Source organism: Burkholderia sp. Bp8984 (assembly GCF_003853755.1).
Taxonomy (GTDB): domain Bacteria; phylum Pseudomonadota; class Gammaproteobacteria; order Burkholderiales; family Burkholderiaceae; genus Burkholderia.
On sequence record NZ_QTQN01000013.1, the window covers coordinates 25,135 to 43,731 of the forward strand.

Below are 18,597 nucleotides of genomic sequence, written 5' to 3' on the forward strand. Positions count from 1 at the left end.
AATCCTTAACAAAACGTTAAGCGTGCGGCCGCGCATCGGATTCGCCCCGTGACGCATGCGCGCTCTCGACCCGGGCGGCGTCGGCCGACGGCAACACGATCGCGACGCCGGTGCCGTATCCGCCGATGCCGGGCCCGAACCGCACGCGGCCGCCGAACCATCGCGCGATGCGCCGGATGATCGACAGCACGGACCCGCTGCCGGGCTGCTTGTGCGCCGGATCGTCGGTTACGAGCGCCACCAGGGAGTGTGTCGTGCCAGCCGGACTGTTTGCGCCGAGCGTACCCGAAGCGTCTTTCACGGCGATGACATTCCGCATCCGGACCGTCATCGCGACCGCGATCCTGTCGGCCCGTAAGGTGGCCCACGCGGCGTTCAGGGCCGCGGACGTTCGCGGCTGTGCGCGCGTGACCGGAATCGATCGCCGCACGGTAGTCGTGTCATCTGATTGCGCGTACCGTCGGTTGGTCGTCCTTGATATCCGGCTCAACGGGAATCGACACGGCGGCGTGTCCGGGCGAGCGCGCGTTCGCGCGTGCCGGCCGGGGCGTCGCGGTCATTGGGTCACCACTGGGGAGAAGCATGATCCTGTTGCATCTGCTGCACGCGCTGGCCGGCGCGATGTCGATCGCCTGCGGACTGGGCGTGTTGCTCGGCATTGCCTACACGGTCACGGCCAGCGTGCTGGTCGGCCGGTTCTTTTCCCGCGCGCGGGCGGTGCCGTGCGATTATCCGGGCGTGACCGTCGCGAAGCCGCTGCACGGCGACGAATGGAATCTCGTACAGCATCTCGAAAGCTTCTTCGTGCAGGATTATCCGGGGCCGGTACAGCATCTGTTCGGCGTGCACGATGCGGGCGACGCGGCGCTCGCGGCCGTCGAAACGTTGCGCAGGCGCCATCCGGACGCGAACATCAAGGTCGTCGCCGACGCGCGACTGTACGGGCCGAACCGCAAGATCGCGAACCTCGTCAACATGCTCGAACACGCGGAACATTCAGTGCTGTGTCTTGCCGACAGCGACGTGCTGGTCGAGCGCGATTATCTGCGTGCCGTCGTCGGCGCGCTGCAGCAGCCGGAAGTCGGCATCGTGACGAGCGTGTATCGCGGCATCGCGTCGCCGGGCTTCTGGCCTGGTGTCGCCGTCGCGATGACGAACTACCATTTCCTGCCGGGCGTCATCACGGGGCTTTTCATCGGGCGCGCCCGTCCGTGCTTTGGCCAGACGATTGCGATCACGCGCGCGACGCTCGAACGCATCGGCGGGCTCGCGCGTTTCGCGCATCACCTGGCCGAGGATCACGCGCTCGGCGAAGCAGTGCGGCAGGTCGGCGCGCAGGTCGTCGTCCCGCCGTTGGTCGTCGGGCACGCCTGTGTCGAAGAGACGTTCGCCACGCTGTACGCGCACGAATTGCGCTGGAGTTGCACGATCCGCGCGGCGGACCGGCTCGGTCACGCCGGGTCGGTGCTGATGCACCCGTTGCCGCTGGCGATGCTGGCCGTGCTGTTTTCCGGCGGCACGCTCGCCGCCTGGGGGCTGGCGTTCGCGGCGCTCGTCGCGCGGGCGCTGCTGATGTTGAAGACGAGCCGCGCCACCGGCGCGGGTCTGCGCGGCGCGCTCTGGTTGCCGTTCGTCGATTTCCTGCAGTTCGTGGTGTTCGTGTCGAGTTTCTTCTCGTCGCACGTCGTCTGGCGCGGCACGCGCTTTCGCGTCGACCGCGAGGGCTTGCTGTCGCCCGCGGGGAAATCATGACGCACGACACGCATGCCGACCTCGAAGGCGCGGACCGGCGGTCCGAGCGTTGCGACGCGCGCCTGCGGCAAGCGGGGCGCGCGGCGGCGCTGGCCGGGCTGGTGCTCGCGGTGTGGCTGGTCTGGCGCGAGCATCCGCTGGAGATCCTGCACCGGCTGAGGATCGCCGGCGCCGGGTTGCTGGTCGCCGCGCTGGCCCACATCCTGCCGATGCTTGCGAATGCGTGGGACTGGCGGATGCTGATCCGCGGCCCGCGCCGGCCGTCGTTCGCGACGATGCTCAAGCTCGTGTGGATCCGCGAATCGATCAACGGATTGTTGCCGGTCGCGCGAATCGGCGGCGAGATCGTGTCGTTCGGCCTGCTGCGGCAGGCGGGCGTACGCCCGGCGACCGCCGTGGCGAGCCTCGTCGCCGACATGCAGCTGACGTTGATCAGCCAGCTCGTGTTCGCGCTGGTCGCGATCGGCTACGTGCTCGAACACGTATCGTCCGATGCCGCGCAGGTTGCCGCGCGCCTCGCCATCGGCATGGCGGCGCTGGTGCCGGTGCTGCTGCTGTTCGCACTGGTTCAGCACGCGCGGCCGTTCGAGCGCGCGATGCGCGTGGTCAACCGCGTCACGAGCGGCAAGGTGGTGGCGCTGGTCGGCGAATCGGCACGCACCGATCAGTCGATCCTTGTGATCTGGCGCAAGACGGGTATCGTCGTCCGCTATCTGGTGATCTGGCAGACGCTGCAGTTCGCCGGCTATGCGCTGGAAATCTGGCTCGCGCTGCGTTTTCTCGGCGCCGATCCGACGTTCGCGCAGGCGCTCGCGATCGAAGCGCTGATCCAGCTGCTGAGCAGCATCGCGTTCCTGATGCCGGGCGGGCTGGGCGTGCAGGAGGGCGGGTTCGTGCTGATCGGCGGGCTGCTCGGGTTCGACGCGCCGACCTGTCTGGCGCTCGCCGGCGCGCGACGAGTGCGCGATCTGCTGTTCTATCTGCCCGGATTGCTGGCGTGGCAGCATGCGGCCGGCGCGGCGCGCTCGCCATCCGGCGCGAAGCGCGCATCGATACACGTCGGGGAGTCCGCCGGGCCGCGCTGATGCGGCCGGGCGTTGCCGGCCTGCCGGGCGGGCAGCGGCGACGCCGGGGCGGCTGCTTGCCTGCCGGGCGGCGCGGCCGTCAACGCCGTTCGTCGGCGAGATGGCTGCGGATGACGTCCGCGAACGACGTGTCGCCTTTCAGCCCGAGCGCTTCCGCGCGCGTCGTGTCCCAGCGGCCCGGCCAGCTGCCGACGATCTTCTCGACGCGTTCGTCCGGTGCATGGCGGATCAGCTTCACGACCTCGTCGCCCGCGACTTCGCGCAGCGCCGCGATCATTTCGTCGACCGACACCGACAGGCCGGGCAGGTTGATCACGCGCTTGTTGCCGAGTTTCTCGCTGTCGAGCTCGCAACCGGCGACGAGCGCGTCGATCGCGCCGCGCGGCGACAGCAGCCACAGCCGCGTCGACCCCGGCACCGGGCACACGCTTTCCTCGCCGTTCAGCGGCTCGCGGATGATGCCGCTCGCGAACGACGATGCAGCCGCGTTCGGGCGCCCCGGCCGCACGCTGATGGTCGGCAGCCGCAGCACGCGGCCGTCGACGAAGCCGCGGCGCGCGTAGTCGCAGAGCAGCAGCTCGGCGATCGCCTTTTCCGCACCATACGACGATTGCGGATTCAGCGCGGTATCGTCCCGCACGACGTCGGGCAGCACGCCGCCGTAGACGGCCACCGAGCTCGTGAACACGACGCGCGGACGATGGCCGCGCGCGCGGCACACTTCGAGCAGCGTGCGCGACGCGTCGAGGTTGATCCGCATGCCGAGATCGAAATCGGCTTCGGCCTGCCCGCTGACGATCGCCGCGAGGTGGAAGATCGCGCCCGTCTGCGTGTCGATCGCGCTTTCGAGCACCGCGCGATCGGCGATGTCGCCGACGATCGACGTCACGCGCGCGTCGCCGAAATCGCTGCCCTCGACGACGTCGAGCAGCACCAGCTCGTCGATCCTGCTGCTCCGGCCGTCGGGGCCGGTCAGCTCGCCGCGTTCGAGCAGCTTGCGCGCGAGACGCTGGCCGAGAAAGCCGGCGCCGCCGGTGATCAGTACTTTCATGTTCTTTGCCCTCTGAGGAATACGGAAATTACAGGTACGGCCTGAGCCAGCCGAGGCCCTCGGACGTGCCGGCCTTCGGGCGATACTCGCAGCCGATCCAGCCGTCGTAGCCCAGCGCGTCGATCAGCGCGAACAGATACGGGTAATTGAGTTCGCCGATGTCCGGCTCGTGACGCTCGGGCACGCCGGCGATCTGGATGTGGCCGATGCCCGCGAAATCGCGCTTGAGCTTCATCGCGAGGTCGCCCTCGACGATCTGGCAGTGATAGCAGTCGAACTGCACCTTCAGGTTCGGCGCGCCGACTTCCGCGCGGATGTCGTGCGCATCGTCCTGGCGGCTCAGGAAATAGCCGGGCATGTCGCGCTGGTTGATCGGCTCGATCAGGATCGTGATGCCGTGCGCGGCAGCCGCCTGCGCCGCATGCCGCAGGTTCGCCACGTAGGTGTCGCGATGGCGCGCGCGATCGGCGCCCGGCGCGACCATCCCGGCCATCACGTGCAGCTTCTTGTTGCCGAGCACGCGCGCATAATCGAGCGCCTGGTCGATGCCGCGCCGGAACTCGTCCTCGCGGCCCGGCAGCGATGCGATCCCGCGTTCGCCGGCGGCCCAGTCGCCGGGCGGCGCGTTGAACAGCGCCTGCTCGAGGTCGTGCGCGTCGAGGCGCGCGCGGATGTCCTCGGCGGCGAAGTCGTACGGGAACAGGTACTCGACGGCCTTGAAGCCGTCGTGCGAGGCAGCGGCGAAGCGTTCGAGGAACGCGTGCTCGGTGTACATCATCGAGAGGTTGGCGGCGAAGCGGGGCATGGCAGCGGTCCGGTGAATGAATGGGGCGGGGCGCCCGGCGCCCCGCGTCGAATGAAGGGTCAGCGGTTCACGAGTTTCGCGGGCGTGAGCCACACGGCGATCGCGCCGATCACGAGCATGCCGGCCAGCACGTACATGCCGGACGACGTGCTGTGCGTGACGTCCTTCAGGTAGCCGATCACGTACGGGCTCGCGAACCCGGCGAGGTTGCCGACCGAGTTGATGATCGCGATCCCGGCGGCCGCGGCGGAGCCGGCGAGGAACGCGGTCGGCAGCGACCAGAACAGCGGTGCGCAGGTCAGTACGCCGCCCGCCGCGAGCGACAGGAACACGATCGACACCGCCGTATTGTGCGAGTACGACGCGGCGACCGCAAACCCGACCGCGCCCATCAGCGCCGGCACGATCAGGTGCCAGCGGCGTTCGCGGCGCTTGTCCGCGCTGTGGCCGAACAGGTTCATCACGACGATCGCGACGACGAACGGGATCGCCGACAGCAGGCCGATCTGGAGCGTATCGGTGATGCCGGTCGATTTCACGAGGGTCGGCATCCAGAACGTGAGGCCGTACTGGCCGGTGACGAACGCGAAGTAGATCAGCGACATCCACCACATGCGCGGGTCGGCGAACACGGCCTTCAGCGAATGGCCGTGCTGCTGCTGTTCCTGCGGCTGCGCGGCGATTTCGTCCTCGAGCAGCTGCTTCTCGCGCGCGTCGAGCCACTTCGCGCTGCGGATGCCGTTGTCGAGATACAGGATCGTCGCGATACCGACGAGCAGCGCCGGCACGGCTTCGATCACGAACATCCATTGCCAGCCGTGAAAGCCCGAGCCGCCGTGGAAGCGCTCCATGATCCAGCCGGACAGCGGGTTGCCGAAGATGCCCGACACCGGAATCGCGGACATGAACACCGCGATGATCTTCGCGCGCCGATGCGACGGGAACCAGTACGTGAGGTAGAGGATCACGCCCGGATAGAAGCCGGCTTCCGCGAGGCCGAGCAGGAAGCGCAGCACGTAGAACTGCGTCGGCGTCTTCACGAACGCGAACACCGCCGACAGCAGGCCCCACGTGATCATGATCCGCGCGATCCAGATGCGTGCGCCGATGCGGTGCATCAGCAGGTTGCTCGGCAGCTCGAACAGGAAGTAGCCGAGGAAGAAGATGCCGGCGCCGAGGCCGAACACGGTTTCGCTGAACGCGAGGTCCTGCGACATCTGCAGCTTCGCGAAGCCGACGTTCACGCGGTCGAGATACGCGACCACGTAGCAGAGCATCAGGAATGGCACGATGCGCCAGAACACTTTCCTGTAGGTGCGGTCGAGCTCGGCCGATTGGGCGGGCGCGGCGGGCGAGCGGCTTGCGGCCGCGTCGAGAGCAGTCATCGTCGTCTCCAGATATGTCGTGTGCCGGCGGCGCGTAGGCCGCCGGATCGTGTGTGTGTGCTGACGGAAGGGCCCGCGCACACGGCGGGCATGGGAATCGCTACGGAGTCCTGTGTGATTCGTATACGCGACGCGTTGCGTTACCAGCGCGCGCCGAAGGCCTGGCGCAGTTCGTCGAGCGCGGCGTCGGACAGCGGCTCGGGCTTCGGGTCCGTCATCAGCCACAGCCGCGCGGTTTCCTCGAGTTCCTCGAGCGCATACGATGCGTGCGACACCGACGAACCCCACATCACCGGGCCGAGGCGGTCGAGCAGCACGCCGCGCACCTGGTCGGCGAGCGCCGCGACTTCGGCCGCGACGGCCGGGTCGCCGGGGCGGCGATAGCGGATCAGCGGAATGTGGCCGACCTTCATCACGTAGTACGGCGTGAGCGGCGGCAGCACGTCGGTGTCGCGCCACACGCCCGCGAGCGTCAGCGCGACGAGGTGCGTCGAATGCGTATGGACGATGCCGTGCGCTTGCGCGTTGCGCGCGTAGATCCCGCGATGAAGCGCAAGCGTCTTCGACGGCCTGCCGCCCGATACCGGCTGGCCGTCGAGGCCGACCTTCGCGATGTCGTTCGGGTCGAGGCGGCCGAGGCACGCGTCGGTCGGCGTGATCAACCAGCCGTCGTCCAGGCGCGCGCTGATGTTGCCGGCGCTGCCGACCGCGTGGCCGCGCGCATACAGGCTCGCGCCGACGACGCAGATCTCTTCGCGCAGTGTCGCTTCGTGACTCATCATGCGGCTCCGTCGAGTGCGCGCAGCGCCTTGTCGAAAAAGTCCACCGTGCCGAAGTTGCCGGACTTCAGCGCGAGGCCGAGCGGCTGCGCGTCGATGGTGGCCGTCGCCGGCACGCCCGGATCGATCTGCGCGCCGATCTGCAGCGATTTCACGTCGAGCGCCTGCACGACCGCGCCGGACGTCTCGCCGCCGGCCACGACGAACTTGCGCACGCCGAGGTCGCGCAGGCCGCGGGCGATCGCCGCGAGCGTGCTTTCGACGAGATGGCCGGCCGCTTCGACGCCGAGCGCGTGCTGGACGGCCTTCACTTCGTCGGGCGTCGCGGTCGCGTAGATCAGCACGGGCTGCGGCAGGTGCGAGCGTGCGAACGCGAGTGCCGCGTCGACGACGGGTTCGCCGCGCGAGGCCGCGAGCGGATCGATCCGGAAGCTCGGCCGGCTTTCGCGCCACGCGGCGACCTGTGCGTTGGTCGCCTTCGACGCGCTGCCGGCGAGCACCGCCGACGATCCGTCGATCTGCGGCAGCGAGGCTGCGTTGTCGCGCTCGGGCAGTTGGTCCACGCGGCGGAAATTCGCGGGCAGGCCGAGCGCGACGCCCGAGCCGCCGGTGACGAGCGGCAGGCCCGCGCACGCTTCGCCGAGCACGTAGAGGTCGTGATCCGACAGCGCGTCCGCGATCGCGAAGCGCGCGCCTTCCGCGCGCAGCTGCTCGATCCGCTCGCGCACGGCGGCCGCACCCAGCGCGATCGTGTCGTAGCGGATCAGGCCGACTTGCGACTTCGTCTGCCGCTGCAGCACGCGCACGAGGTTCGCGTCCTTCATCGGCGTGAGCGGGTGGTTCTCCATTCCCGATTCGTTCAGCAGCACGTCGCCGACGAACAGGTGGCCGCGATAGATCGTGCGGCCGTTCTCCGGGAACGCCGGGCACGCAATCGTGAAGTCGCCGCCGGCCGCATCGAGCAGCGCGTCGGCCACCGGCCCGATGTTGCCCGCGTCGGTCGAATCGAACGTCGAACAGTACTTGAAGAAGAACTGGCGGCACCCTTGCGCGCGCAACCATTCGTAGGCGGCAAGCGATTGCGCGACGGCGTCGGCGGCGGGAATCGTGCGCGACTTCAGCGCGACGACGATCGCGTCGGCATCGATTGCGGTGCCGCCGGCGGGCACGCCGATCGTCTGCACGGTACGCATGCCGCTCTTGACGAGCATGTTCGCGAGATCGGTCGCGCCGGTGAAATCGTCGGCGATGCAGCCGAGCAGGGGGCGGGAAGCGGAAGCGGTCATGGCGGGAACGTCGTTCGAATCAGCGGGCGGGCGGCAGCGTGATGCCGGGGAAAGTCTTGATCACGGCGGAATCGTCCTCGCCGCCGTGGCCGGCGCTCGATGCGCTCATGAACATCTGGTGCGCGGTGGCCGACAGCGGCAGCGGGAACTTGCTGCGGCGCGCGGTATCGAGCACGAGGCCGAGATCCTTCACGAAGATGTCGACGGCCGACAGCGGCGTGTAGTCGCCGTTCAGGATGTGCGGCACGCGGTTCTCGAACATCCACGAGTTGCCGGCGCTGTGCGTGATCACGTCGTACAGCGCGTCGGCATCGACGCCTTCGCGCAGGCCCAGCGCCATCGCCTCGGCGGCCGCCGCGATATGCACGCCGGCCAGCAGCTGGTTGATGATCTTCACCTTCGAGCCGATGCCGTGCGCGTCGCCGAGGCGATAGACCTTGCCGGCGATCGCGGCGAGCACGTCATCGCAGGCCGCATACGCGGCGGCGGGGCCCGACGTCATCATCGTCATCTCGCCGGAGGCCGCGCGTGCGGCGCCGCCGGACACCGGCGCATCGAGCATCTGCAGGCCTGCGGCCTCGATGCGCGCGCCGAGCGCAACCGCGAAGTCGGGCGCGACGGTCGCGCTCGCGATCACGACGCCGCCCGGCTTCATCGCCGCGACCGCGCCGTGCTCGCCGAACAGCACCGTTTCGGTCTGCGCGGCATTGACGACGAGCGTGACGACGACGTCGCACTGCGCGCCGAGTTCGGCCGGGTTCGCGCAGGCCACGCCGCCTTCGGCCGCGAATGCCTGCAGCACGGTGTCGCGCACGTCGCACGCGTGCACGCGGAACCCCGCGCGCAGCAGCGAGCGGGCGACGCCGAGGCCCATCGCGCCGAGGCCGATGACTCCAACATTTCGTGACATGGTCAACCTTGATCGATTCGGAAAAGGTTCGGGACAACGACGGCGCCGGTTCGGCCCGGGCCGCCGCATTCGTTCATCAACAGATGCCGGCTTCCGCGAGGCGGCGCGCGGCGTTGTACATGTGCGTGCGTGCCGCGTTGCGCGCCGCCATCGGGTCGCGTGCGCGGATCGCGTCCGCGATCGCCGCGTGTTCGTCGCGCACCTGCCGCGAGAAATCCTCGCGCGTCGCTTCGTTGCGCCGCGTGACCTTCACGCCGGCCTCGAGGTACTGGTTCAGGAACTGCAGCGTCTTCAGGAAATACGGGTTGCCGGTAACGGCCGCGATCGTGCGGTGGAACGCGACGTCTTCCGCGACGCCGTCGCGCCCTTCGGCCACCGCATCGTCGATCTTGCGCAGCGCGTCGTCGATGTCGGCCATGTCGTCGGCGGTGTGATGCAGCGCGGCTTCGGCCGCGACTTCAGCCTCGATCGCGCGGCGCACCGCAAGCAGGTGCGGCAGCGAGCTCGCCTCGACGGCTTCCGCGTAGTCGATCCGCAGCGGCCGGATCGCGCCGTGCTGGTTCACGTACACGCCGCTGCCCTGGCGCGGCTCGACCACGCCTTCGTTCTTCAGGCGCGAGATCGCCTCGCGGATCACGGTGCGGCTCACGCCGAATTCCTGCGCGAGCACGGCTTCCGTCGGCAGCTTGCCGGTGGCCGAGAAACTGCCGGCTTCGATCTGCTTCAGCAGCTGCTGCGCGACGTGGTCGCTCATCGCACGGGCGGGAATTTTCTCGAACATGGCGCTCTGGTTTGTAAGGTGATGTGGTCATCATACAAATTTGAAGGTGCGTCAGCATCCGGAATAACCCTCGATCAATGAGTTGCAACGTCGGTCAAATTGATTGGAACCGGTTCCAAATGGCGGGGAAATGTGGCGATCGTGCCGGGTTCGATGTGCGGTTGGCGGGCGAAGGGAGGGCGGAGGTGAAGGGCGAACGGCGGGGGCCGAGGCGAAGGGTGAAGAGCGAAGAACGAAGAACGAAGAACGAAGAACGAAGAACGAAGCCGCGCGCCGGCGGCGCGCGTGATCGTCAATCAGTCGGCGACGTCTTCCACGGGATCGGGATCGGTCGCCGCCGACATACCGCCTTCCGCGACTTCCCCGCCGCGCTCGCGATAGGTCGCCGGCGGCACGCCGAACTGCTTGCGGAACTCGCGGCCGAGGTGCGACGCGTCGGCGAACCCGCAGCTCGACGCGATATCGGCGACGGTGCGGTCGGAACTGGTCAGCAGCCAAGCGGCCGTGCGCAGCCGCACCTGCTTCGCGAACGCCTGCGGGCTTTTGCCCGTCTCGGCCTTGAACAGCCGCTCGAGCTGGCGGGTCGACATGTCCAGCTTGCACGCGAGTTCCTCGAGCGGCAGCGCGCGCCCGACATGCTGTTCCATCAGGAGAATCGCGCGCTTGACCTTCGGATGCGTGGCCGGCTCGAGGCCCGGCGGATGCGGCTGCGGCGCATTGCCTTTCTGCATCTCGCCGACCAGCAGGATGCGCAGCGCCTTCTGCACGGTCGCATGGTCGAAATGGCGCAGCAGGATCGCGGCGGCGACGTCGATCGACGCACGGCCGCCCGAGCAGGTGATCCGGCGCCGGTCGATCACGAACAGGCGATCGGCGATCAGCAGGTCCGGATCGGCGTTCGGGAAGCGCTCGATGAAATCCCAGTAGTGGAACCAGCTCACGCAGGTGCGGTAGCCGTCGAGCACGTTCGCGCGCATCAGCGTGAACACGCCCGTGCAGATGCCGACGACCGTCGCGCCGTCCGCCGCCGCGCGGCGCACGAACTCGAGCGTTTCGGGGCCGGCTTGCGGCCCCGAATGCAGCAGCCCGCCGACCACGACCACGTAGTCGAACGGCTCGGCGCTCTCGAAGGTTTCCCACGGCGTGATCTGGATCCCGCAGCTCGCGCGCACCGGCGCCAGCGTTTCGCCGATCACGCTCCACGCGCAGCGCACCGGCTTGCTGTAGTCGCCGTCGTCGGCCGACAGCCGCAGCATGTCGACGAAACCCGAGAAGGCCGTGAGCGTGAAGTTCGGCAGCAGCACGATGCCGAAGCGGATGCGCCGCGGCGCAGGTTCGGCGAGGGGGAAAGCGGGTACGTCGGGTGTCATCGCGGTCAATCTCGTCACGCCGGGAAGGCGGGTCTCACTTGTTGCACTCTGCTTGCGGGCGCGCCGGCCGACTTGTGGTTTTGCGTCGCCGATCATCGTCAAAACGCACTTTCCGGCCGTCCTGCGCGGGGCTTGGCGGCGGTATCCCACGCCGATGCCGTTTTTGTTCTATCGGCCACTTTTACGCTTTGATGTACTGATGCCAACGACATTTCACGTACGCCCACCCAGAGGAAGCCAGATGAACGTCAGCGCGTTCGACCTGTTCAAGATCGGCATCGGCCCGTCCAGTTCGCATACGGTCGGCCCGATGATCGCCGCGTGCCGCTTCGCGTCGCACATCGAGGACGCGAACCTGCTCGGCTTCGTGCGCCGCGTGCGGGTCGAACTATACGGCTCGCTCGGTGCAACGGGCAAGGGCCACGGCACCGACAAGGCGGTGCTGCTCGGCCTCGAGGGCCACCTGCCGGACACGATCGATCCGGACCTGATCGAGCCGCGGCTCGCGGCGATCCGCGCGGAGAAGTCGCTGGCGCTGCTCGGCAAGCAGACGATCCGCTTCGACGAGAAGGAGAACATCGGCTTCTACCGCAAGCTGATGAGCGGCACGAGCATCGTGCATCCGAACGGGATGCGCTTCCAGGCGTTCGACGAGCACGGCCAGCTGCTCGTCGAGAAAGAGTATTACTCGGTCGGCGGCGGCTTCGTCGTGAATCGCGACGGCGATCGCGTGAACGGCGTGCGCGCGGCGGTCGAGGTGCCGTATCCGTTCCGCACCGGCGACGACCTGATGCGCCAGTGCCGCGAACACGGGCTGTCGATCGCCGAACTGATGCTGCGCAACGAATGCGCGCTGCGGCCGGCCGACGAAGTGCGCGCCGGGCTGCTCGCGATCTGGCGCACGATGGCCGCGTGCGTCGAGCGCGGCTGCAAGGTCGAGGGCGAACTGCCGGGCCCGATGCGCGTGAAGCGCCGCGCGGCCGAACTGAACGGGCGCCTGCGCGCGCGTTCGGAGGAGTCGCTGCGCGATCCGCTGTCGATGCTCGACTGGGTCAACCTGTACGCGATGGCCGTCAACGAGGAGAACGCGGCGGGCGGCCGGGTCGTCACCGCGCCGACCAACGGCGCGGCCGGCGTGATTCCCGCGGTGCTGCACTACTACGTGAAGTTCGTGCCGGGCTCGAACGAAGCCGGCATCGTCGAATTCCTGCTGACGGCCGCGGCGATCGGGATCATCTACAAGGAAACGGCGTCGATCTCCGGCGCGGAAGTCGGCTGCCAGGGCGAAGTGGGCGTCGCGTGCTCGATGGCCGCCGCCGCGCTGGCCGCGGTGATGGGCGGCACGCCTGACCAGGTCGAGAACGCGGCCGAGATCGGCATGGAGCACAACCTCGGCATGACCTGCGATCCGGTCGGCGGGCTCGTGCAGATTCCGTGCATCGAACGCAACGCGATGGGCGCGATCAAGGCGCTGAACGCGTCGCGCATGGCGCTCAAGGGTAACGGCCAGCACTACGTCTCGCTTGATTCGGTGATCAAGACGATGCGCGAGACGGGGGCCGACATGAAGACGAAATACAAGGAAACGTCGCGCGGCGGTCTTGCCGTGAACGTCATCGAATGCTAACGAAGGATCACTAACATGAGCCGCTACTCGATATTCAGCCTGTTCCGCAACGGCCTCTCGTATCACGAGAACTGGGAAAAGCAGTGGAAGAGCCCGGAACCGAAGAAGGAATACGACGTCGTGATCGTCGGCGGCGGCGGCCACGGCCTCGCGACCGCGTACTACCTCGCGAAGGAGCATGGCATCACGAACGTCGCGATCCTCGAGAAGGGCTGGATCGGCGGCGGCAACACCGCGCGCAACACGACGATCGTGCGCTCGAACTACCTGTGGGACGAATCGGCCGCGCTGTACGAGAAGGCGATGAAGCTGTGGGAAGGGCTGTCGCAGGACCTCAACTACAACGTGATGTTCAGCCAGCGCGGCGTGATGAACCTCGCGCACACGCTGCAGGACGTGCGTGACACCGAGCGTCGCGTGAACGCGAACCGCCTGAACGGCGTCGACGCCGAATTCCTGACGCCCGCGCAGATCAAGGAAATCGAGCCGACGATCAACCTGAACAGCCGCTACCCGGTGCTCGGCGCCTCGATCCAGCGCCGTGCGGGCGTCGCGCGTCACGACGCGGTGGCCTGGGGCTTCGCGCGCGGCGCCGACCGCGCCGGCGTCGACATCATCCAGAACTGCCAGGTGACGGGCATTCGCCGCGAAGGCGGCGCGGTGGTCGGCGTCGACACGGTGAAGGGCTTCATCAAGGCGAAGAAGGTCGCGGTGGTCGCAGCCGGCAACACGACGACGCTCGCCGACATGGCCGGCGTGCGCCTGCCGATCGAAAGCCACCCGCTGCAGGCGCTCGTGTCCGAGCCGATCAAGCCGGTGGTGAACTCGGTGATCATGTCGAACGCGGTGCACGCGTACATCAGCCAGTCCGACAAGGGCGACCTCGTGATCGGCGCGGGTATCGACCAGTACACGGGCTTCGGCCAGCGCGGCAGCTTCCACATCATCGAGAGCACGCTGCAGGCGATCATCGAGATGTTCCCGGTGTTCTCGCGCGTGCGGATGAACCGCCAGTGGGGCGGCATCGTCGACGTGTCGCCGGACGCCTGCCCGATCATCACCAAGACCGACGTGAAGGGCCTCTATTTCAACTGCGGCTGGGGTACCGGCGGCTTCAAGGCGACGCCGGGCTCGGGCTGGGTGTTCGCGCACACGATCGCCCGCGACGAACCGCACCCGCTGAACGCCCCGTTCGCGCTCGACCGCTTCTACACGGGCCACCTGATCGACGAACACGGCGCTGCCGCCGTTGCGCACTAAACCCGACGACCATTGGAGAAAGAAACATGTTGCTGATCGAATGTCCGTGGTGCGGGCCGCGCGCCGAATCCGAGTTCACGTGCGGCGGTGAAGCCGACATCGTGCGCCCGGTCGCGAACGAGACCATGACCGACCGCGAATGGGGCGAATACGTGTTCATGCGCGAGAACAAGCGCGGCCTGCACAAGGAGCAATGGCTGCACACGCAGGGCTGCCGCCGCTGGTTCAAGGTGACGCGCGACACGGTGACCTACGATATCAAGGGCTACGAAAAGTTCGGTGGCGCAGCTGCCGGCAACGCACACGAAGAGGGCACGAGCAAATGAGCCAGAAAGACCGCCTCGGCACCGGTGGCCGCATCAATCGCGCGATTCCGTTGACGTTCACGTTCAACGGCCGCACGTACCAGGGCTTCCAGGGCGACACGCTCGCGTCCGCGCTGCTCGCGAACGGCGTGCACTTCGTCGCGCGCAGCTTCAAGTACCACCGTCCGCGCGGGATCGTGACGGCCGACGTCGCGGAACCGAATGCCGTCGTGCAGCTCGAAACCGGCCCGTACACGGTGCCGAACGCGCGTGCGACCGAGATCGAGCTGTACCAGGGCCTCGTCGCGACGAGCGTGAACGCCGAGCCGTCGCTCGAGAACGACAAGTACGCGATCAACCAGAAGTTCTCGCGCTTCATGCCGGCCGGCTTCTACTACAAGACCTTCATGTGGCCGCGCAACATGTGGCCGAAGTACGAAGAGAAGATCCGCGAGGCCGCCGGCCTCGGCAAGGCGCCCGAAGTGCTCGACGCCGATCGCTACGACAAATGCTACGCGCACTGCGACGTGCTCGTGGTCGGCGGTGGCCCGTCGGGCCTCGCCGCCGCGCATGCGGCAGCGATCGCCGGCGCACGCGTGATCCTCGTCGACGACCAGCGCGAACTCGGCGGCAGCCTGCTGTCGTGCCGCGCGGAAATCGACGCGAAGCCCGCGCTGCAATGGGTCGAGAAGATCGAGGCCGAGCTGCGCAAGCTGCCCGACGTGACGATCCTGTCGCGCAGCACGGCGTTCGGCTACCAGGACCACAACCTCGTGACGGTCACGCAGCGCCTGACCGATCACCAGCCGGTGTCGATGCGCAAGGGCACGCGCGAGCTGCTGTGGAAGGTCCGCGCGAAGCGCGTGATCCTCGCGACCGGCGCGCACGAGCGTCCGATCGTGTTCGGCAACAACGACCTGCCGGGCGTGATGCTCGCCGGCGCGGTGTCCACCTACGTGCATCGCTACGGCGTGCTGCCGGGCCGCAACGTGGTCGTGTTCACGAACAACGACCGTGCGTACCAGACCGCGCTCGACCTGAAGGCATGCGGTGCGAAGGTGACCGTCGTCGATTCGCGTGCGTCGTCGAACGGCGCGCTGCCCGCGGCCGCGAAGCGGCAGGGCGTGACGGTGATGAGCGGTGCGGTCGTGACGGCCGCTTCGGGCAAGTGGCGCGTATCGTCGGTCGACGTCGCGTCCTACTCGAACGGCCAGACCGGCGGCAAGCTGCAGTCGCTGCCGTGCGACCTCGTCGCGATGTCGGGCGGCTTCAGCCCGGTGCTGCACCTGTTTGCGCAGTCGGGCGGCAAGGCGTGCTGGAGCGACGAGAAGGCGTGTTTCCTGCCGGGCAAGCCCGTGCAGGCCGAAGCGAGCGTCGGTGCGGCCGCGGGCGAGTTCGGTCTCGCCCGTGCGCTGCGGCTCGCGGTCGACGCGGGCGCCGAAGCGGCGAAGGCCGCGGGCTTCACGGCCGCGCAGCGCCCCGTCGCGCCGCAGGTCGCGGAAACCGTCGAAGGTGCGCTGCAGCCGTTGTGGCTCGTCGGCAGCCGCGAGGCCGCCGCACGCGGGCCGAAGCAGTTCGTCGACTTCCAGAACGACGTGGCGGCCGCCGACATCCTGCTGGCCGCGCGTGAAGGCTTCGAGTCGGTCGAGCACGTGAAGCGCTACACCGCGATGGGCTTCGGTACCGACCAGGGCAAGCTCGGCAACATCAACGGGATGGCGATCCTCGCGCAGGCGCTCGGCAAGACGATTCCGGAAACGGGCACGACGACGTTCCGCCCGAACTACACGCCCGTGTCGTTCGGTACGTTCGCGGGCCGCGAGACGGGCGACTTCCTCGACCCGATCCGCAAGACGGCCGTGCACGAATGGCACGTCGAGCACGGTGCGATGTTCGAGGACGTCGGCAACTGGAAGCGGCCGTGGTACTTCCCGAAGAAGGGCGAGGACCTGCATGCGGCCGTGAAGCGCGAATGCCTCGCGGTGCGCAACGGCGTCGGCATCCTCGACGCGTCGACGCTCGGCAAGATCGACATCCAGGGTCCGGACGCGGTGAAGCTGCTGAACTGGATGTACACGAACCCGTGGAACAAGCTCGAGATCGGCAAGTGCCGCTACGGGCTGATGCTCGACGAAAACGGGATGGTGTTCGACGACGGCGTGACGGTGCGCCTCGCCGACCAGCATTTCATGATGACGACGACCACCGGCGGCGCGGCGCGCGTCCTCACGTGGCTCGAGCGCTGGCTGCAGACCGAATGGCCCGACATGAAGGTGCGGCTCGCGTCCGTCACCGATCACTGGGCGACGTTCGCGGTGGTCGGCCCGAAGAGCCGCAAGGTCGTGCAGAAGGTCTGCCAGGACATCGACTTCGGCAACGACGCGTTCCCGTTCATGAGCTACCGGAACGGTACCGTCGCGGGCGCGAAGGCGCGCGTGATGCGGATCAGCTTCTCGGGCGAGCTCGCCTATGAAGTGAACGTGCCGGCCAACGCGGGCCGCGCGGTGTGGGAAGCGCTGATGGCAGCGGGTGCCGAGTTCGACATCACGCCGTACGGCACGGAAACGATGCACGTGCTGCGCGCGGAGAAGGGCTACATCATCGTCGGCCAGGACACCGACGGCTCGATCACGCCGTACGACCTCGGGATGGGCGGGCTCGTCGCGAAGTCGAAGGACTTCCTCGGCAAGCGTTCGCTGTCGCGCTCCGATACGTCGAAGGAAGGCCGCAAGCAGTTCGTCGGCCTGCTGACCGAGGACGAACAGTTCGTGCTGCCGGAAGGCGCGCAGATCATCGCGAAGGACACGCAGGTGTCGGCGGTCGATCCGACGCCGATGATCGGCCACGTGACGTCGAGTTATTACAGCCCGATCCTGAAGCGCTCGATTGCGCTGGCGGTGGTGAAGGGCGGCCTGAACAAGATGGGCGAGAGCGTCGTGATTCCGCTGGCCAACGGCAAGCGCATCACCGCGAAGATCTCGAGCCCGGTTTTCTACGATACCGAAGGGGTGCGCCAGCATGTGGAATGAAACGAGAAACCAGACGCCGGTGGCGGGCGCGGGCGTGACGCTTGAATCGCCGTTCGTCGGCGCGGCCGATGTGCTGAAGCTGCACCAGGCACGCGCATCGAAGAAGTTCACGCTGCGCGAGCGGCCGTTCCTCGATCTCGTGAACGTGCGCGGCGAGCTGAGCGACCCGGCATTCGTCAGCGCGTTCGAGCGCGTGGTCGGCTGCCGGCCGCCGGCGGTGCCGAACACGGTCGCGCGCGGCGCCGAGTACGACGTGCTGTGGCTCGGTCCCGACGAGTGGCTCGTGCGCTCGAACGGGCCCGTGCAGGCGGGCGTGCTCGAGGCGCAACTCGCGGAGGCCGTGCAGGGTTCGTATGCGGCGGCCGTCGACGTCGGCAGCGGCTACACGGTCGTCGAGGTCAGCGGCGAACGCGTGCGCGACGTGATCGCGCGCGGCTGCCCGCTCGACCTGCATCCGCGCGTGCTGAAGCCGGGCCAGTGCGCGCAGTCGCACTACTTCAAGTCGCCGATCACGCTGATCCCGACCGGCGACGATACGTTCGAGATCGTCCTGCGCCGCAGCTTCGCCGACTATTTCGTGCGCATCATGCTCGACGCCGCGGCGCCGCTCGCATCATGAAGCCGTTCGACGAACCGTTCGTGGCGATCGACGCGCCGCGCCTGCGCGGGCGTGGCTGGAGCGTGTTCGTCGACGAACTGAAGGTGCCCGCGCGGATCGGCATCCACGCGCACGAGCACGAGGCGCCGCAGCCGATCGTGATCGATGCGCGGCTCGGGTATCGCTGCGAGCCGAGCGAGCAGGGCGAGTGGATCGACTACGACGGCTACTGCGCGCGCGTCGCGTCGTTCCTGTCGCACAAGCCGCATACGCGGCTGCTGGAGACGCTCGTCGCCGATCTCGCGGTGCTGTCGTTCCGCGAATGGCCCGCGCTGGAGTCGCTGACGCTGTCGATGTACAAGCCGAAGATCCGGCCGGGGACGAAGCGCGTGGGCGTGTCGCTCGACTGGACGCGCGGGGATTACCTGCGGTGGACGGGGGCGGCGGGGCAGCTTTGAGCGGGTAGGGCTGGTCGGCGGGATCCGGTCAGTGCGAGACGGCGGCGCGGAGGCGTCGCCGTTTTGTTTTTAATTCCTGAAATAGCAGAACAATGGCCGGTTGCGGGCCATCGCCG

The 18,597-nt window shown here is 68.1% G+C and carries 17 protein-coding genes; 8 read left to right on the forward strand and 9 right to left on the reverse strand.

Annotated elements, in window-relative coordinates; all coding sequences use genetic code 11:
* Positions 1-16: 16 nt before the first annotated feature.
* Positions 17-331: a hypothetical protein gene (locus DID98_RS15375; RefSeq protein WP_124521406.1), complete on the reverse strand. Its 315-nt coding sequence runs from the start codon at positions 329-331 to the stop codon at positions 17-19.
* 251 nt (positions 332-582) lie between these two features.
* Here DID98_RS15375 and hpnI point away from each other — a divergent pair, with 251 nt between their 5' ends.
* Both hpnI and DID98_RS15385 read left to right on the forward strand, forming a co-directional pair.
* Positions 583-1,752, forward strand: a complete 1,170-nt coding sequence (hpnI, locus tag DID98_RS15380) for a bacteriohopanetetrol glucosamine biosynthesis glycosyltransferase HpnI (protein WP_124521408.1) — start codon at positions 583-585, stop codon at positions 1,750-1,752.
* The gene (locus DID98_RS15385; RefSeq protein ID WP_124521410.1) at positions 1,749-2,837 is read left to right on the forward strand and encodes a lysylphosphatidylglycerol synthase domain-containing protein; all 1,089 of its coding nucleotides are present in this window, start codon (positions 1,749-1,751) and stop codon (positions 2,835-2,837) included. The genes hpnI and DID98_RS15385 overlap by 4 nt, the downstream gene beginning before the upstream one ends.
* Positions 2,838-2,916: 79 nt before the next feature.
* Here the strand turns inward: DID98_RS15385 and denD are convergent, their stop codons facing one another.
* The 8 genes from denD to DID98_RS15425 all read right to left on the reverse strand — a co-directional run bounded on the left by denD (position 2,917) and on the right by DID98_RS15425 (position 11,204).
* Complete coding sequence (denD, locus tag DID98_RS15390) at positions 2,917-3,888, reverse strand: D-erythronate dehydrogenase (RefSeq protein WP_124521412.1); 972 nt, start codon at positions 3,886-3,888, stop codon at positions 2,917-2,919.
* Between the two features lie 28 nt (positions 3,889-3,916).
* Entirely contained in the window at positions 3,917-4,693 is a 777-nt protein-coding gene (gene otnI, locus DID98_RS15395; protein ID WP_124521414.1) for a 2-oxo-tetronate isomerase, read from the reverse strand.
* A 59-nt stretch (positions 4,694-4,752) separates the two neighbouring features.
* The gene (locus tag DID98_RS15400) at positions 4,753-6,078 is read right to left on the reverse strand and encodes an MFS transporter (protein ID WP_044844420.1); all 1,326 of its coding nucleotides are present in this window, start codon (positions 6,076-6,078) and stop codon (positions 4,753-4,755) included.
* A gap of 140 nt (positions 6,079-6,218) precedes the next feature.
* Complete coding sequence (locus DID98_RS15405; RefSeq protein WP_124485393.1) at positions 6,219-6,857, reverse strand: aldolase; 639 nt, start codon at positions 6,855-6,857, stop codon at positions 6,219-6,221.
* On the reverse strand, positions 6,857-8,143 hold the full coding sequence (gene otnK / locus DID98_RS15410) for a 3-oxo-tetronate kinase (RefSeq protein ID WP_124521416.1): 1,287 nt from the start codon (positions 8,141-8,143) through the stop codon (positions 6,857-6,859). Before otnK ends, DID98_RS15405 begins: the two co-directional genes overlap by 1 nt.
* Before the next feature lie 19 nt (positions 8,144-8,162).
* The gene (gene ltnD, locus DID98_RS15415) at positions 8,163-9,053 is read right to left on the reverse strand and encodes an L-threonate dehydrogenase (protein WP_124521418.1); all 891 of its coding nucleotides are present in this window, start codon (positions 9,051-9,053) and stop codon (positions 8,163-8,165) included.
* 76 nt (positions 9,054-9,129) lie between these two features.
* The gene (locus DID98_RS15420; protein WP_044844417.1) at positions 9,130-9,834 is read right to left on the reverse strand and encodes a FadR/GntR family transcriptional regulator; all 705 of its coding nucleotides are present in this window, start codon (positions 9,832-9,834) and stop codon (positions 9,130-9,132) included.
* A 296-nt stretch (positions 9,835-10,130) separates the two neighbouring features.
* On the reverse strand, positions 10,131-11,204 hold the full coding sequence (locus DID98_RS15425; protein ID WP_124521420.1) for a GlxA family transcriptional regulator: 1,074 nt from the start codon (positions 11,202-11,204) through the stop codon (positions 10,131-10,133).
* A 241-nt stretch (positions 11,205-11,445) separates the two neighbouring features.
* Between DID98_RS15425 and DID98_RS15430 the strand changes: the two genes are divergently transcribed.
* Genes DID98_RS15430 through DID98_RS15455 form a run of 6 tightly spaced genes read left to right on the forward strand, consistent with a single transcriptional unit; the run spans position 11,446 to position 18,481 of the window.
* Positions 11,446-12,831 (forward strand): L-serine ammonia-lyase, encoded by a 1,386-nt coding sequence (locus DID98_RS15430; RefSeq protein WP_124521422.1) that lies wholly within the window; start codon positions 11,446-11,448, stop codon positions 12,829-12,831.
* A 15-nt stretch (positions 12,832-12,846) separates the two neighbouring features.
* Positions 12,847-14,091, forward strand: coding sequence for a sarcosine oxidase subunit beta family protein (locus DID98_RS15435; protein ID WP_034180813.1), 1,245 nt, complete (start codon positions 12,847-12,849; stop codon positions 14,089-14,091).
* Between the two features lie 26 nt (positions 14,092-14,117).
* Positions 14,118-14,417 (forward strand): sarcosine oxidase subunit delta, encoded by a 300-nt coding sequence (locus tag DID98_RS15440; RefSeq protein ID WP_124485108.1) that lies wholly within the window; start codon positions 14,118-14,120, stop codon positions 14,415-14,417.
* Positions 14,414-17,425, forward strand: coding sequence for a sarcosine oxidase subunit alpha family protein (locus DID98_RS15445; RefSeq protein ID WP_044844413.1), 3,012 nt, complete (start codon positions 14,414-14,416; stop codon positions 17,423-17,425). The genes DID98_RS15440 and DID98_RS15445 overlap by 4 nt, the downstream gene beginning before the upstream one ends.
* Positions 17,415-18,044, forward strand: coding sequence for a sarcosine oxidase subunit gamma (locus tag DID98_RS15450; RefSeq protein WP_044844412.1), 630 nt, complete (start codon positions 17,415-17,417; stop codon positions 18,042-18,044). Before DID98_RS15445 ends, DID98_RS15450 begins: the two co-directional genes overlap by 11 nt.
* Complete coding sequence (locus tag DID98_RS15455) at positions 18,041-18,481, forward strand: dihydroneopterin aldolase (RefSeq protein WP_006749884.1); 441 nt, start codon at positions 18,041-18,043, stop codon at positions 18,479-18,481. Before DID98_RS15450 ends, DID98_RS15455 begins: the two co-directional genes overlap by 4 nt.
* Positions 18,482-18,597: the final 116 nt, after the last annotated feature.

Excerpts from the sequence above, each read along its gene's own strand:
- DID98_RS15375 (WP_124521406.1), bottom strand. The coding sequence starts at position 331 with ATGACGGTCCGGATGCGGAATGTCATCGCCGTGAAAGACGCTTCGGGT.
- hpnI (WP_124521408.1), top strand. The coding sequence starts at position 583 with ATGATCCTGTTGCATCTGCTGCACGCGCTGGCCGGCGCGATGTCGATC.
- DID98_RS15385 (WP_124521410.1), top strand. The coding sequence starts at position 1,749 with ATGACGCACGACACGCATGCCGACCTCGAAGGCGCGGACCGGCGGTCC.
- denD (WP_124521412.1), bottom strand. The coding sequence starts at position 3,888 with ATGAAAGTACTGATCACCGGCGGCGCCGGCTTTCTCGGCCAGCGTCTC.
- otnI (WP_124521414.1), bottom strand. The coding sequence starts at position 4,693 with ATGCCCCGCTTCGCCGCCAACCTCTCGATGATGTACACCGAGCACGCG.
- DID98_RS15400 (WP_044844420.1), bottom strand. The coding sequence starts at position 6,078 with ATGACTGCTCTCGACGCGGCCGCAAGCCGCTCGCCCGCCGCGCCCGCC.
- DID98_RS15405 (WP_124485393.1), bottom strand. The coding sequence starts at position 6,857 with ATGAGTCACGAAGCGACACTGCGCGAAGAGATCTGCGTCGTCGGCGCG.
- otnK (WP_124521416.1), bottom strand. The coding sequence starts at position 8,143 with ATGACCGCTTCCGCTTCCCGCCCCCTGCTCGGCTGCATCGCCGACGAT.
- ltnD (WP_124521418.1), bottom strand. The coding sequence starts at position 9,053 with ATGTCACGAAATGTTGGAGTCATCGGCCTCGGCGCGATGGGCCTCGGC.
- DID98_RS15420 (WP_044844417.1), bottom strand. The coding sequence starts at position 9,834 with ATGTTCGAGAAAATTCCCGCCCGTGCGATGAGCGACCACGTCGCGCAG.
- DID98_RS15425 (WP_124521420.1), bottom strand. The coding sequence starts at position 11,204 with ATGACACCCGACGTACCCGCTTTCCCCCTCGCCGAACCTGCGCCGCGG.
- DID98_RS15430 (WP_124521422.1), top strand. The coding sequence starts at position 11,446 with ATGAACGTCAGCGCGTTCGACCTGTTCAAGATCGGCATCGGCCCGTCC.
- DID98_RS15435 (WP_034180813.1), top strand. The coding sequence starts at position 12,847 with ATGAGCCGCTACTCGATATTCAGCCTGTTCCGCAACGGCCTCTCGTAT.
- DID98_RS15440 (WP_124485108.1), top strand. The coding sequence starts at position 14,118 with ATGTTGCTGATCGAATGTCCGTGGTGCGGGCCGCGCGCCGAATCCGAG.
- DID98_RS15445 (WP_044844413.1), top strand. The coding sequence starts at position 14,414 with ATGAGCCAGAAAGACCGCCTCGGCACCGGTGGCCGCATCAATCGCGCG.
- DID98_RS15450 (WP_044844412.1), top strand. The coding sequence starts at position 17,415 with ATGTGGAATGAAACGAGAAACCAGACGCCGGTGGCGGGCGCGGGCGTG.
- DID98_RS15455 (WP_006749884.1), top strand. The coding sequence starts at position 18,041 with ATGAAGCCGTTCGACGAACCGTTCGTGGCGATCGACGCGCCGCGCCTG.